This window comes from Eggerthella timonensis, from assembly GCF_900184265.1.
Lineage (GTDB): Bacteria > Actinomycetota > Coriobacteriia > Coriobacteriales > Eggerthellaceae > Eggerthella > Eggerthella timonensis.
Map to the genome: position 1 here is coordinate 2,986,732 of NZ_FXXA01000002.1, position 13,871 is coordinate 3,000,602.

Genomic DNA, 13,871 nt, shown 5'->3' on the forward strand with positions numbered 1-13,871 from the left:
GGGGGGGTCGTGGAGGGAGCGAAGCTCGCGAACCGCTCGCTGTTCGTCGCGTCGGTGATCGTCACGGGCGCCATTGCGGGCGCATTCGTCTGGCTCTTGCTGTTCGCCATGAATCTCGGCATAACGTTTATCTGGGAGAAGCTGCCCGCGCATTTCGGGCCGTATTTCCCGCTGGCCGCCTGCCTGGCAGGAGGGCTCGTCATCGGACTGTTCGCAAAGCGCTTCGGCTCGTATCCGGAAGACCTGAACCAGGTGATGGCGAAGGTGAAGCGCGACGGCCGCTACGACTACGACAAGCTGGGCGTCATGTCCGTCGCCGCGCTGCTGCCGCTGTTCTTCGGCGGATCCGTCGGCCCCGAAGCGGGGCTTACCGGCGCGGTCGCCGGCATCTGCACGTGGGTGGGCGACCGCATGAAGCGCTTCGGCTCGGACTTCCAACAGCTCACGTCGGTCGGCACCATGGCGGCGCTATCGGCCATCTTCACCGCTCCCCTGTTCGGCTTCGCCGCGCCCCTGTACGACGACGGGGACGAGGACGCGGGCACGCAGACGACCATCACGCTGCCGAAATCGTCGAAGATCGTCGTGTACCTGTGCGCCATCGCGGGCGCGCTGGCGGCGTTCATCGGATTGGGCGCGCTGTTCGGCGGCGGCCTGTCGCTGCCTCGCTTCACCGACATCCACGTGGGAACGACCGAGCTTTTGTGGCTCGCGCCGCTCGCGCTCGTGGGGGCGGCGGGCGGCTGGCTGTTCTGCGCGTTCGACGGCCTGTTCGGACGCCTGTCCGAGCGCATGGGCGAGCGTCCCGTGGCCAAGGCGCTCATCGCCGGGCTCGCGCTGGCGCTCATGGGCATCGCGTTGCCGTTCACGATGTTCGCCGGCGAGACGCAGGCCGAGCAGCTCGGCGAGGTCTGGACCACGATGAGCGCGTTCGCGCTCTTGGCCACGGGCTTCGGCAAAGTGCTCATCACGCCTTTGTGCATCCGCTTCGGATGGCGCGGCGGCCACTTCTTCCCCGTCATCTTCGCCGGCATCGCCATCGGCTACGGCATGTCCATGCTCACCGGCGCCGACCCCGTGTTCTGCCTGTGCGCCTGCACGGCCGCGCTCGTAGGCGGCGTCATGCGCCAGCCGCTCATGACCGTGCTGCTGCTGTTTTTGTGCTTCCCCGTGAAGGGCATCGTCGTCATGCTGGCCGCCGCGGCCCTCGGCGCAGCCATCCCGCTGCCGAAGGCCCTGCGCGCCGAGAAGGATCCCGCTCCTACGACCCCGGCGTGACGACGAGCTTGAAACCGAGCGCGTCGAGGACGTCGACGATGGTGCTGAACCGGGGGTTGCCTTCGGCCGAGAGCGACTTGTACAGGCTCTCGCGCCCCACCCCCGCGCGCTCGGCAACCTGCGCCATCCCGCGAGCCTTAGCCGCTTCACCGAGAGCCTTTCGGAAGAACTCCGGATCGTTTTCTTCGAGAGCGGCTGTCAGGAATTCCGCGATCGCCTCCTCGGAATCGAGATAGTCCGCAACACGGAATTCCGAAATGTTCATCGGCCTTTTAAAGGGATTCTTCATATCCCGACCTTTCCTCTCGAACTTTCTCGGCCAGGCGTTTCGCCTTTTCTACATCTCGGTTTTGAGAGCCTTTGTCGCCACCGCAAAGGAGCATCACGATTGCGCCCTCCATCCGCGTCCCGTACAAGCGATAGCCCGGCCCGACCATCACGCGCAGCTCGAACAGAGAATCGGCCAGAACGCGAACATCGCCCCACGACCCATCTTCCAAACGAAGGATGCGCGTTAAGATTCGCGCCCGTGCCCGCGTATCCTTGAGCTGATCGAGCCATCGCGCGAACGTCGGCGTCTGCTCCACCCTGAGCTTGCTTTGATTTCCCATATACGCTCCTTTGTATCTTACAGGATACTCACACCTTGGTCAAGACGCGATCGAACCTGCAGGCAGAGCATAACAGCGAAGCGCTCACGCGATGGACACGGCATCCCAGCGCATATTCCATGCGGATCTTGCATGGATCCGACGCCGTTTTCACGCGCATTGCACGTGGATGCGACGCCGTTTCCACGCGCATTCCACGCGATTCTTACGCCGTTTCCATGCGCGTCCGACGCCTCCTCGCGACCTGCGCCGTCCCGGCGCCGCAGAGGACGAAAAAGCGCCGCCACGAAGTGACGGCGCATGCGGTGCGCCCGGGCAGGCGCAGACGGAAGCTCGAAGCTCGACTCGTTATTCCTTGCCGAGCAGCTTGGCGATCCGGTCGGAGTACTCGATGTCGGTGAGGCCGGCTTCGGCGGCCAAGTCGATGACGGGCGCGTCGTTCCACAAGGCCTCGAGGCGGTAGTACTCGCGGGTCTCGGGCTGGAAGACGTGCACCACGAAGCTGCCGTAGTCGAGCAGCGACCACGTGCCGTCCTGCGTGCCCTCGCGATGCAGCGGCTTCAACTGGGCCTGCGTGCGCACCGCGTCCTCGATCTCGTCGATGATGGCCTCGACCTGACGGTTGTTCGAGGCTGTGGCGATGACGAAGTAGTCCGTCACGCCGATGAGGTCGCGCACCTCCTGCACCATGATGTCGGTGGCCTTCTTGTCATCGGCCGCGCGGGCCGCGATGAGGGCGCATTCCTTGGAAGTCTTCTCGGGTATCGTTGTGCTCACGCTGTTCCTTTCTCGGCCCTCGCGTCGCGCGATCGGGCCACGTAATGGTTCCACACCTCGACCGTTGCCGGGTGCAGCCGTCGCCGGCGCTCCACGAGCGTCAGCAGGATATGGTTGAACGTCATCATGAAAAGCTCTTCGAGCGGCACCTCGCCGATGGCGGAGCGCAGCTCGTCGAGCCCGGTGAAATCGCGGCCAGGTTCGATGGCGTCGGAAACGTATATGATCATGTCGAGGTCGCTCATGCCCACCGCGGCCGCGGTGTGCCACGCGATGGCCTGGACCACGTCGTCGGGCAGGTCGGGGTGTGCGCGCTTGAGCTCGGCAGCCGCGGTGGGCCCGTGCAGCAGGCGCGGCATAGTATCGAGCACGTACGGATCCACGTCCACGTCGAGCGCTCGGGCGCGCGCCCTGATCGCGTCGTCGTCGTACTCCTTGTCCCAATCGTGCAGCAGGCCCGCCAAGCGCGCCTTGCGCACGTCGGCGCCGTACGTCTCGGCCAGCGCGGCGGCCATCTTCGAGACGCCGCGCGCATGCTCGAAGCGCTTGCGCTTGAGCCGCTGCTCCAAATCGCGTTCACGGGCTTCGAAGAACGCATCCGACAGCACGTCTTCGCTCATCGCACGCCTCCTTCGCCGTCGCTCGGTTTCGCCTCGTACAGGCCTCGCTCCTGAATATAGTCGAGCACGCCCTGCATCGTCAAATAACGGATCGACTTCCCTTCCGCCACGCGTCGGCGCAGGTCGCTCGACGAAATGGCAAGCGCCGTCACCTCGAGGTAGTCGATGGCGAAGTTGCCGTGCGCGGCGATGAACGCCCGCCGCTCCTCCGACAGCACGTAGCCGGGACGTGTGACCGCGATGAGGTGCGCTAGGTCGGCGATGGCAGCGCTCTCGCGCCACTGCACGATATGGTACACGGCGTCCGCGCCGGTGATGAAGCGCAGCTCCACGTTGTCGGGGTAGTGCGCGCGCAGCTGGCGCAGCGTGTCCACCGTGTAGGTGTCGCCGCCGCGCTCGATCTCGATGGCGCTCACGTCGAACGCCGGGTTGCTGCGGGTGGCGATGCGGCACATCTCCAGGCGCTCGGCCGCCGGCGTGACGGCGCGGTCCTTCTTGAACACGGGGTTGCCCGCGGGAACGAACACCACGCCGTCGAGGTCGTAGGCCTCGCGCGCCTGCTCGGCGCACGCGAGGTGCCCGATGTGGATGGGATCGAACGTGCCGCCCATGATGCCGAGGCGCGCAGGCGACCCGTCCCGTCCCAGGTCGTCGAAGTGATCGCAGATGCGTGCCACTACGCGCGCACCTGCCCGGAGCCGCGCAGCACGTACTTGTACGACGTGAGCGCGTCGAGGGCGAACGGTCCGCGCGCGTGCAGCTTCTGGGTGGAGATGCCGATCTCGGCGCCCAGGCCGAACTCCGCCCCGTCGGTGAACGCCGTCGAGGCGTTCGCGTACACGGCGGCCGCGTCGACGCGCGCGAGGAACGCCTCGACGGCGCGCTCGTCCTCGGCGACGATGGCCTCCGAGTGCTTCGTGCCGAAGCGGTTCACGTGGTCGACGGCCTCGTCCACGCCGTCGACCACGCGCACGGCCAGGTCGGCCGAGAGGTACTCGGTCTCCCAATCGGATTCGTCGGCGGGCACCGTGGGCGTGCCGTGCTTCGCGGCGACGGCCGCCGCGCGCTCGTCGGCATGCAGCGTCACGCCACGCTCCGCCAGCTCGGCGAGCGCCGCGGGCAGGAAATCCTCGGCGACCGCAGCGTCGACGAGCAGCGTCTCGGCCGCGTTGCACACCCCGAGACGGCGGCACTTCGCGTTCACGATGATGGCACGCGCCTTATCGAAGTCGGCCGATGCGTGCACGTACACGTGGCAGTTGCCGGTGCCCGTCTCGATGACCGGCACCTTCGACGTCTCCACGCAGTGGCGGATGAGTCCTGCGCCGCCGCGCGGAATGAGCACGTCCACCACGCCGTGCAGCTGCATGAGCTCGTCGGCGGCCGCGCGATCGGGCAGCGTGACGGCGCCGATGCAGCCGCAGGGCATGCCCGCCCCCACCGCTGCGTCGTGCAGCACCTTCGCGATGACCTCGTTCGAAGCCGCCGCCAGGCTGCCGCCGCGCAGCACCACCGCGTTGCCGGACTTCAGGCAGATGCCGGCCGCGTCGGCCGTCACGTTGGGCCGCGCCTCGTACACGACGGCCACTACCCCGAGCGGCACGCTCACGCGCGAAAGCTCGATGCCGCTCGCCAGCATGCGCTGCTGCTGCACCGCCCCGAGCGGATCGGGCAGCGCCACGAGGTCCTCGAGCGCCGCCGCTATGCCTTCGACGCGGCCTTCGTCGAGCATGAGGCGGTCGAGCAAGCTCATCCGCGTGCCCGCCGCGCGCGCCGCGTCCATGTCGCGGCCGTTCGCCTCGACGATGGCGCCTGCATGCGCGCGCAGCGCCTCCGCCATGGCGGCCAGCGCTCCGTTGCGTTCCTCGGCGCTCGTCTGCGCGAGCGCACCGCTCGCCGCGCGCGCCTCCTCGGCGATGCGCCGCACCTGCTCTTGTACCGTCTCCTCAACCATGGCTCCCCCTCACTCGAACACCACGAGCTCGTCGCGATGGACGAGCGGCTTGTCGGCCAAGCTTGCCAGCAGGCGGTTCGCCTGCAGCTCGGCGCGCGTGCGGCCGATGGCGAGCGCGGCCTCGTCGCTCGCGAACGCCACCTTGCCGCGGGCGAAAAGATGCCCGCCCGCGTCCTTGATGTCCACGATGTCGTTCGCCTCGAAGCGCCCTTCCACCGCGCGCACGCCCACCGACAGAAGCGAGCTGCCGCGCTCGATGAGGGCGGCTTTCGCCCCGTCGTCCACCACGAGCGCGCCGCGCGCGGCGTCGCCGAGCGCGATCCACAGCTTCTTCGGCGTGATCTCGTGGGGCTTCTTCGCGGCCACGAACAGCGTGCCCACATCCTTCCCCTCCGCCGCATCCACGATGGCCTCGGCGCGATGGCCGTCGCACACCACGAGCGGGATGCCGGCCACCATGAGCACGCGCGCTGCCTTGATCTTCGTGATCATGCCGCCCGAGCCCACCGTGGTGCCCGCCTCGCCCGCCGCCGCCATGATCTCGGGGCCGATGGCCTCCACGCGGTCGATGAGCTTCGCATCCGGATCGCGGTGCGGGTTGGCGTCGTAGAGCCCGTCGATGTCCGACAGGATGACCATGAGATCGGCTTCCACGAGGCACGCCACGAGGGCGGCCAGCGTGTCGTTGTCGCCGAAGCGGATCTGCTCGACCGAGATGGTGTCGTTCTCGTTCACGATGGGCACCACGCCGAGCTCGAGCAGGCGGTCGAACGTGTCGCGCGCATGCAAATACGCGCGACGGTCGGCCGTGTCGCGGCGCGTCAGCAGCACCGTGGACGTCACGATGCCGTTGCGCGCGAACGCCTCGGCGTACGCCGTCGAGAGCGCGCTCTGCCCCACCGAGGCGGCCGCCTGCAGGCTGGGCATGTCGTGCGGGCGCTTCTCGATGCCCAAGCGCTCGAGGCCGCAGGCGATGGCGGCCGACGTGACCACGATGGGGCGCCACCCGGCGGCGCGCACGCGCGCGATCTGGTCGGTCACCTCCGCCAGGTAGGCGTAGTCGATCTTGCTCTCCGACGTGGTGAGCGTGGACGATCCGATTTTGATGACGAGGCGCTTGCCCAGCGTCCGCGGGGCAACATGCGCGCAACCGGCCGGCTTCATTACAGATCGAGCTCCTTGAACAGATCCTCGGCCGTGCGTACCGACTCGAACTCGAACGCGCGCCCGACGATGCGTATCTCGTCGCCGTCCACCGCGCCCGCCTTCTCGAGCGCCTTCTCCACGCCGAGGCGCTTGAGGCGGTGCTGCAGAAACGCGATGGCCTCTTCGTTCTCCCAGTCGGTCTGCACCACCATGCGCTCCACCTGCGGGCCCTCGACGCGGAACACCCTGCCGCCGAGCGGCGTGACCTTGAACTTCTTGTCGCGCTCCTCGCGCTTGTGCTCCCACACGTGCTCGTACTGCACGTCGGCCTGCGCCTGCTCGCGCAGCGCCTCGCGCAGATCGTGCACCTTCGCGGCGATGGCGGCCTTGAGGCCGTCGACGCCCTCGCCCGTGAGCGCGCTGATGCGGTAGAGCTTGGGATCGATGGGGCTCGGCGCGAACTCGTCGCCCCCCGCAGCGGCGACGGAATCCTCGCGCACGCGCGCCGCCAGCCGGTCGGCCGCCTCCTCGACACCGGGCACGTCTATCTTGTTCGCCACCACGATGCGCGGGCGCGCCGCCAGGTCGTCGGCGTACAGCGCCAGCTCGCGGTTGATGATCTCGTAGTCCTCGAGCGGGTCGCGACCCTCGTAGTCGCCCGTCAGGTCGACCACGTGCACGATGAGCGCCGTGCGCTCGATATGGCGCAGGAACTCGTGGCCCAGGCCGCGGCCCTCGTGCGCGCCCTCGATGAGGCCGGGGATGTCGGCCACGACGAAGCTGTAGTCGCCCGAGCGCGCCACGCCGAGGTTCGGCACGAGCGTGGTGAACGGGTAGTCGGCGATCTTCGGGCGCGCCGCGCTCATCTTCGCGATGAGCGACGACTTGCCCGCCGACGGCATGCCCACAAGGGCCGCATCGGCCATGAGCTTCATCTCCAACTCGATCCAGCGCTCCTGCGACGGCTCGCCCAGCTCGGCGAACGCGGGCGCGCGCCGAGTCGGCGTCACGAAGTGGATGTTGCCGCGACCGCCCATGCCGCCCTCGGCCACGGTGACGCGCTCGCCGTCGTGCGTGAGGTCGGCGATGAGCTCGCCCGTCTCCTTCGTCTCCTCGAAGTACTCGTGGACGACGGTGCCCATCGGCACCTTGAGCACGAGATCCTCGCCGGTCGCCCCGTGCATGCGCGAGCCCTTGCCGTGCGTGCCGCGATCGGCCTTGAAATGGTGCTTGAAACGGTATTCGATGAGCGACGACAGGCTGGCGTCGGCCTCGACCACGACGTTGCCGCCATGGCCGCCATCGCCGCCGTCCGGCCCGCCCTTCGGCACATGGGCCTCGCGGCGAAACGACATGCAGCCGGCTCCGCCGTTGCCGCCTTTGACATGGATGCGTACTTTATCGATGAACACGGGTGGTACCTCTATTTCGATCCGCGCCCCTCGCGGGGCGCACGGGTTGCTCGTTTAAACACGACAACCCGGATTGTATATGAAAAATGCCCCCTGACGAGCAGGGGGCATGCGAAAACAGATAACGTCACGCAGTTGCGGGCTAGGCGGAACCTACGCCTCGGGACGCACGTGCACCTTGTGCTTGGCGCCCTTCGTGAACTCCAGCTTGCCGTCGCACAGGGCGAACAGGGTGTCGTCCTTGCCGCGGCCGACGTTCTCGCCCGGATGGATGTGCGTGCCGCGCTGGCGAACGATGACGTTGCCCGTCTTGACCGCCTGACCGCCGAACATCTTCACGCCGAGACGCTGCGCACGGGAGTCGCGGCCGTTACGGCTGGAACCGAGACCTTTCTTGTGAGCCATGGTGTTCCCTCCTTATGCTTACTCGGCGTCTTCGGACGCGGGCTTTTCGGCAGCCTTCTTGGCAGCCGGCTTCTTTTCGGCATCGTCCTTCTTCGCAGCCTTCTTAGGCGCCGGCTTGTCAGCCTTGGCCGAACCGACGGACTCGATCTGGACGCGCGTGAGCTGCTGGCGGTGGCCGCGCAGCTTCTTGTAGTTCTTGCGCTTCTTGAACTTGAAGACCAGCTGCTTCTCACCCTTGAACTGCTCGAGGATGATGGCCGTGACCTTCGTTGCGGCTGCCTTCGCGGGGTCGGCCTCCACCTTGGCGCCGTCGACGACGCAGATGGCTTCGAGCTCGACCTTGTCGCCCACGGCGGCGTCAAGCTTCTCGATGTTCAGCTTGTCGCCGGGTGCGACCTTGTACTGCTTGCCGCCCGTTTTTACAATTGCGTACATGAGTGTCTCCTTGATATGAATAAACGCAAGGCGATAGCTTACCAGCGTGACCGTAGCAAGTCAATGTGATCTTATGCACGATCCACGCGTATCATCGCACTCTTCCTACGCTGTGCCTCCACAGAGCACAACGTTTATATGATAGCAGATACTTTAGCCACACGCGGCGGCGTGGTGTGATTTTTTCGTACATCACAAGTCCAGCAAATTCCGCGGGGCGAGACGGGTGAGGAGCGAGGCAGGGGACGGGGGTGAGACAGAGGGACGGGGCAATTGTCTCATTTTGCGAGCAAAATGAGACAATTGCCCCGTCCCTCTGTCTCACCCCCGTCCCGACCGGCGCAACCCTAGTGCGCTTCCGCCCAGTTGTCGGCATAGGAGACGTCGACGTCGAGAGGCACGCGAAGCTCCACGATGTGCTCCATGACGTCCTTCACGATGGCCGACAGCTCCTCGATCTCGCCTTCCGGCACGCTGAAGTCCAGCTCGTCGTGCACCTGCAGCAGCAGCTTCGCCTCGAAGCCGCGCTCCATGATGCGGCGCTGCACCTCGGTCATGGCGAGCTTGATGATGTCGGCCGCGCTGCCCTGCATGGGGTGGTTCATGGCCGTGCGCTCGCCGAAGCCGCGCTGGGTCGCGTTCGCGGCCTTGAGCTCGGGGATGTGGCGCTTGCGGCCGAACATCGTCTGGGCGTACCCCTGCTCCTTCGCCTGCGCGATGGTGTCGTCGAGGTACGCGCGCACGCCGGGGTACGCCTCGAAGTAGCGCTCGATCATCTCCTTGGCCTCGCCGAACGGGATGCCCAGGCTCTGCGATAGGCCGAACGCCTGCTGGCCGTAGACGATGCCGAAGTTCACGGCCTTCGCGCGGCTGCGCAGCTCGGGCGTCACCTCTTCCACGGGCAGGCCGAACACGCGGCTGGCCGTGGCGGCGTGGAAGTCGGCGCCGGAGCAGAACGCGGCCACGAGGTGCTCGTCGTTCGACAGGTGCGCGAGCAGGCGCAGCTCGATCTGCGAATAGTCGGCCGAGAGGAACTTGTGGCCCTCCTGAAGCGGCACGAAGCATTCGCGGATCTGGCGTCCGAACTCGGTGCGCACGGGGATGTTCTGCAGGTTCGGATCCGACGACGACAGGCGGCCCGTCGTGGTCACCGTCTCGTTGAAGCACGTGTGCACGCGCCCGTCCGCAGCGCGCATGCGCGGCAGCGCGTCGATGTAGGTGGACTTGATCTTCGCAAGCTCCCGGTAGCGCAGGACGAGCGCCGGAAGCTCGTGGTCGTTCGACAGCTCCTTGAGCACGGCGGCGTCGGTGGAGTAGCCGCGCTGGTTCTTCTTGAGCGTGCGCAGGCCCAGCACCTCGAACAGGATGTGCGCGAGCTGCTTGGGGCTGTCGAGGTTGAACTCCTCCCCCGCGATCTCGATGATGCGGCAGCGCAGCTCGTCGAGCTCGGCCTGCGTCGTGGCGCCCAGCTCGGCCAGGCGGTCGCAATCCACCGCGGCGCCCGTGCGCTCGACGATGGCGAGCACCGCCACGAGCGGCAGGTCGATGTCGAAGTAGGCGCGCTTGCTCTCGTCGCGCCCGAGCGCGTCGGTGAGCGGGCCCACGAGCATGCGCGCCGCCGCGGCCTGGGCCGCCACGGCGCCGGCCTCGTCCTTCGTCTCGGGCAGCACGCCGCCGCAGTAGGCGTCGAGCAGCGCGTCGAAGGAGTACTCCGACACCGACGAGTTCAGCACGTAGCCGGCCAGCCCCAGGTCGAACGCGCGCATGCCCATGAGCTCGGCATCCTCCACGAGCGCGGCCTCGGCCGTATCGGCGGGATAGATGCGATGTGCTTCGCGCTTGACGTCGAGCGCGGCGAACGAGCCGGCGCGCACGATGCGCGCGAACGCCTCGCGGCCCTCGTCGTCCTCGAATACCGCCGTGCCCTCGCTCGTGTTCACCGCGCCGTGCAGCCCGGCGTTGAACAGCGACACCTGCTCGGGCTCGATGAACGCCACGCCCACCGTCTCGCCGCGCGCGATGGCCGCGTCGACGAGCGCATGCGCCTCGGGCCCCGACACCACGGGCTCCACCACGAGCGGGGCCGCTTTCTTCTCGAGCTCCCTGCCCACGAGCTTGAGCACGCGGCTGAGGTGCGCGTTGAACTGCACGCCCTTGAACGCCTCGGTCACCTTGTCGGGATCGAACGACGGGAACGAGCACGCCTCGAGGTCGAGCGGGAAGTCGAGGTCGCACACGATCGTGGCCACCTCGCGGCTCAAAAACGCCATGTCCCTGTTGTCGACGATCTTCTCTTTCTGCTTGCCCTTGAGGTCGTCCACATGCTCGTAGATGCCCTCGAGGCTGCCGTAGGACTGCAGCAGCTTCGCGGCGGTCTTGTCGCCGATGCCGGGCACGCCGGGGATGTTGTCGGACGAGTCGCCCTTGAGGCCGAGGAAGTCGATGAACTGGTCGGGGCGCACGCCGTAGCGCTCCTCCACCTCGGCCGGCCCGTAGATGGCCACGTCGGTGATGCCCTTCTTCGTGGTGACGATGCGCGTGGCGGGGCTGGCCAGCTGGTAGGCGTCCTTATCTCCCGTCACGAGCAGCGTCTCGTAGCCCAGCGCCTCGTTGCGTTTCGCGACGGTGCCCAGCACATCGTCGCCCTCCCAGCCCTTGATGCGCACGACGGGTACGTTCATGGCCTCCAGCAGCTCCTCGATGATGGGGAACTGCACCTTGAGATCGTCGTCCATGGGCGGGCGCTGCGCCTTGTACTGCTCGAGCGCCTCCATGCGAAACGCCGGACGGCCGGCGTCGAACGCGCAGATGAGCGCGTCGGGGTTCGCGATGTCGATGAACTTGAGCAGCATGGCCACGAAGCCGAACACGGCGTTGGTGGGCCGGCCGTCGGGAGCGTTCATCGTCTGGGGCACCGCATGGTAGGCACGGTGCATAAGCGAGTTGCCGTCGATGACGGCGATCTTCTTCGGCATAGGGCGAGTCCTCCGTCGGTTATGGTTTCGAGCGACCAGTATAGAGCAACCCGCCGCGCCCCCGCCGGACGCCGCCGGAGAAACAAAGAATCACCCACCGCCGCGCAAGGTTTTTCCGACGAAGGAGGCTATGCGCTCCACAGGTAGCCGACGCCGCGCACCGTTTCGAGGTGCTGCGCCAGCTCGGGGCCCAGCTTCGCGCGGATGCGCCGCACGTGCACGTCCACCGTGCGCGAGCCGCCGTAATAGTCGAAGCCCCACACCCGGCGCAAGAGCGCGTCGCGCGAGTACGTGCGCGAGGGATGCGTGACCAGGAAGGCCAGCAGCGCGTACTCGAGGTACGTGAGGTCGAGCGGCTCGCCAGCCACCGTCACCTGGTAGGTGGCCAGGTTCACGGTCATGTTCTCGACCGCGAGGCAGTCCGACGTAGCAGCCTCGTTGCCGGGCCACAGCAGCTGGCGGATGCGGGCCGCGCACTCCTCCGGCGTCGCGCCGCGCACGACGAAGTCGCTCTTCACCTGCACGGGCAGCCGGAAGCGGACAAGCTGGTCCTCGCCCACGATGACGAGCAGCGACGCCGCGTTGTCCTCGAGCAGCAGCGCCTCGATGCCGGCCACGTCCTCCGCCGCGCCGCCGCGCGCCTCGTACACGACGAGGTCGCAGGCGGGATGCTGCCCGAGCAGTTTCTTGAACTGGGCGGACGAACCCGCCGCCACGTCCACGTCCAAGCTCGACAGCACCTGCTGGAACTTGTGCGCGTTGTCGAGGCTGTCCGCGACGAATATCACCTGCTTGCGCTGCACGGCCCCCTCCTCCCGCACATCAGAGCACCGCGAGGTAGCGGTCGCGCTCCCACTGCGACACGTACCCCTGGTAGTCGTTCCATTCGGCGCGTTTCGCAGCCACGAGGTAGGAGTGGATGTGGTCGCCGAGCGTCGTACGCATCAGCTCGGACTCGGCGAACAGCTCCACCGCCTCTCCGAGGCTCTCGGGCAGCGTGGCGATGCCCTGTTGGCGCAGGTCCTGGCGCGACAGCATGAACAGATCCTGGTCTTCGTTGGGCTCCTGCAGCTCCAGCTCCTCCTCGATGCCAGCCAAGCCGGCGGCCAGCATGGCGGCGAAGGCGAGGTAGGGGTTCGCGCTGGGGTCGGGGCTGCGCAGCTCGAGGCGGCACGCGCCCTCGCTCGTGGGGCGGTAGCCCGGCACGCGCACGAGCGTGGAGCGGTTCGAGCGCGCCCACGACAGGTAGATGGGCGCTTCGCCGCCGGCGATGAGGCGCTTGTACGAGTTCACGTGCTGGTTCGTGATGGCGCAGAACTCGGGCGCGTACTTGAGCAGGCCGGCCAGGTAGTGCTTGGCCACCTTCGACAGGTGGTAGCCTTGGGGGTCGGCGGGGTCGTAGAAGGCGTTGTTGCCGTCGAGGTCGTAGAGGCTCTGGTGCACGTGCATGCCGCTGCCCGGCTCGCCCGCCATGGGCTTGGGCATGAACGACGCGTGCACGCCGTGCTTCATCGCGATCTCCTTGACGACCAGCTTGTATGTCATCACCGCGTCGGCCATGGACAACGCGTCGGTGAAGCGCAGGTCGATCTCGTGCTGGGACGGGCCGTTCTCGTGATGGGAGTACTCCACGGGGATGCCCATCTTCTCCAGCGTGAGCACGGTGTCGCGGCGCAGGTCGGAGGCGTAGTCCAGGCTCGTGAGGTCGAAGTAGCCGCCGCGGTCGAGCACCTCGGTGCCCTCGGCGTCCTTGAAATAGTAGAACTCCAGCTCCGGGCCGATGTTGAACACGTAGCCCATCGCCTGGGCCTTCGCCGCCGTGCGCGCGAGGACCTGGCGCGGGTCGCCTTCGAAGGGGGATCCGTCGGGCGTGCGCAGGTTGCAGAACATGCGGGCGACCGCGTTGGACTCGGGCCGCCATGGCAGCACCTGGAACGTGGACGCGTCCGGATACGCCAGCATGTCGGATTCCTGCGTGCGGCAGAACCCCTCGATGCAGCTGCCGTCGAAGCCCATGCCGTCGGCGAACGCGTCCTCGAGCTCGCTCGGGATGACCGCGAACGACTTCATGCGGCCGAGCACGTCGGTGAACCAGAAGCGGACGAAATGGACGTCGCGGCTCTTGATGGTCTTCAGCACGAAGTCTTGCTCGGGGGTCACGGTCATCGGGTGCGTCCTTTCTCTCTCGAACCACCATTATACTCGTCGGTGTTTCGGTTGCGTTTCGCGAGAAGAAACCCGACGCGCCGCGCAGACCC

General features: G+C 67.2%; 14 protein-coding genes. 1 reads left to right on the forward strand and 13 read right to left on the reverse strand.

The window, feature by feature from the left end; genetic code table 11:
• The first annotated feature begins 9 nt into the window (after nucleotides 1-9).
• The gene (locus C1A15_RS12555; RefSeq protein WP_101722887.1) at nucleotides 10-1,278 is read left to right on the forward strand and encodes a chloride channel protein; all 1,269 of its coding nucleotides are present in this window, start codon (nucleotides 10-12) and stop codon (nucleotides 1,276-1,278) included.
• Here C1A15_RS12555 and C1A15_RS12560 read toward each other — a convergent pair.
• The 13 genes from C1A15_RS12560 to C1A15_RS12620 all read right to left on the reverse strand — a co-directional run bounded on the left by C1A15_RS12560 (nucleotide 1,262) and on the right by C1A15_RS12620 (nucleotide 13,779).
• Entirely contained in the window at nucleotides 1,262-1,567 is a 306-nt protein-coding gene (locus C1A15_RS12560) for an addiction module antidote protein (protein WP_101722888.1), read from the reverse strand. The two genes, C1A15_RS12555 and C1A15_RS12560, sit on opposite strands and share 17 nt — an antisense overlap.
• Nucleotides 1,551-1,889 (reverse strand): type II toxin-antitoxin system RelE/ParE family toxin, encoded by a 339-nt coding sequence (locus tag C1A15_RS12565; protein ID WP_101722889.1) that lies wholly within the window; start codon nucleotides 1,887-1,889, stop codon nucleotides 1,551-1,553. The genes C1A15_RS12560 and C1A15_RS12565 overlap by 17 nt, the downstream gene beginning before the upstream one ends.
• A gap of 348 nt (nucleotides 1,890-2,237) precedes the next feature.
• Nucleotides 2,238-2,666: a ribosome silencing factor gene (gene rsfS / locus C1A15_RS12570; protein ID WP_101722890.1), complete on the reverse strand. Its 429-nt coding sequence runs from the start codon at nucleotides 2,664-2,666 to the stop codon at nucleotides 2,238-2,240.
• Nucleotides 2,663-3,286 (reverse strand): bis(5'-nucleosyl)-tetraphosphatase (symmetrical) YqeK, encoded by a 624-nt coding sequence (gene yqeK, locus C1A15_RS12575; protein WP_101722891.1) that lies wholly within the window; start codon nucleotides 3,284-3,286, stop codon nucleotides 2,663-2,665. The genes rsfS and yqeK overlap by 4 nt, the downstream gene beginning before the upstream one ends.
• Complete coding sequence (nadD, locus tag C1A15_RS12580) at nucleotides 3,283-3,963, reverse strand: nicotinate-nucleotide adenylyltransferase (RefSeq protein WP_101722892.1); 681 nt, start codon at nucleotides 3,961-3,963, stop codon at nucleotides 3,283-3,285. The genes yqeK and nadD overlap by 4 nt, the downstream gene beginning before the upstream one ends.
• Nucleotides 3,963-5,240 (reverse strand): glutamate-5-semialdehyde dehydrogenase, encoded by a 1,278-nt coding sequence (locus C1A15_RS12585; RefSeq protein WP_101722893.1) that lies wholly within the window; start codon nucleotides 5,238-5,240, stop codon nucleotides 3,963-3,965. Before C1A15_RS12585 ends, nadD begins: the two co-directional genes overlap by 1 nt.
• Before the next feature lie 9 nt (nucleotides 5,241-5,249).
• Nucleotides 5,250-6,404: a glutamate 5-kinase gene (gene proB / locus C1A15_RS12590; protein WP_101722894.1), complete on the reverse strand. Its 1,155-nt coding sequence runs from the start codon at nucleotides 6,402-6,404 to the stop codon at nucleotides 5,250-5,252.
• Nucleotides 6,404-7,798, reverse strand: a complete 1,395-nt coding sequence (obgE, locus tag C1A15_RS12595) for a GTPase ObgE (protein ID WP_101722895.1) — start codon at nucleotides 7,796-7,798, stop codon at nucleotides 6,404-6,406. Before obgE ends, proB begins: the two co-directional genes overlap by 1 nt.
• Before the next feature lie 153 nt (nucleotides 7,799-7,951).
• Nucleotides 7,952-8,203, reverse strand: a complete 252-nt coding sequence (gene rpmA, locus C1A15_RS12600; RefSeq protein ID WP_101722896.1) for a 50S ribosomal protein L27 — start codon at nucleotides 8,201-8,203, stop codon at nucleotides 7,952-7,954.
• An 18-nt stretch (nucleotides 8,204-8,221) separates the two neighbouring features.
• Entirely contained in the window at nucleotides 8,222-8,638 is a 417-nt protein-coding gene (gene rplU / locus C1A15_RS12605; RefSeq protein WP_101722897.1) for a 50S ribosomal protein L21, read from the reverse strand.
• A gap of 347 nt (nucleotides 8,639-8,985) precedes the next feature.
• A complete protein-coding gene (gene polA / locus C1A15_RS12610) occupies nucleotides 8,986-11,613 on the reverse strand; it encodes a DNA polymerase I (RefSeq protein WP_101722898.1) in 2,628 nt (875 codons plus the stop codon).
• Between the two features lie 128 nt (nucleotides 11,614-11,741).
• Entirely contained in the window at nucleotides 11,742-12,416 is a 675-nt protein-coding gene (locus tag C1A15_RS12615) for a winged helix-turn-helix transcriptional regulator (protein WP_101722899.1), read from the reverse strand.
• Nucleotides 12,417-12,435: 19 nt separating this feature from the next.
• Nucleotides 12,436-13,779, reverse strand: coding sequence for a glutamine synthetase family protein (locus C1A15_RS12620; RefSeq protein ID WP_101722900.1), 1,344 nt, complete (start codon nucleotides 13,777-13,779; stop codon nucleotides 12,436-12,438).
• Nucleotides 13,780-13,871 lie beyond the last annotated feature (92 nt).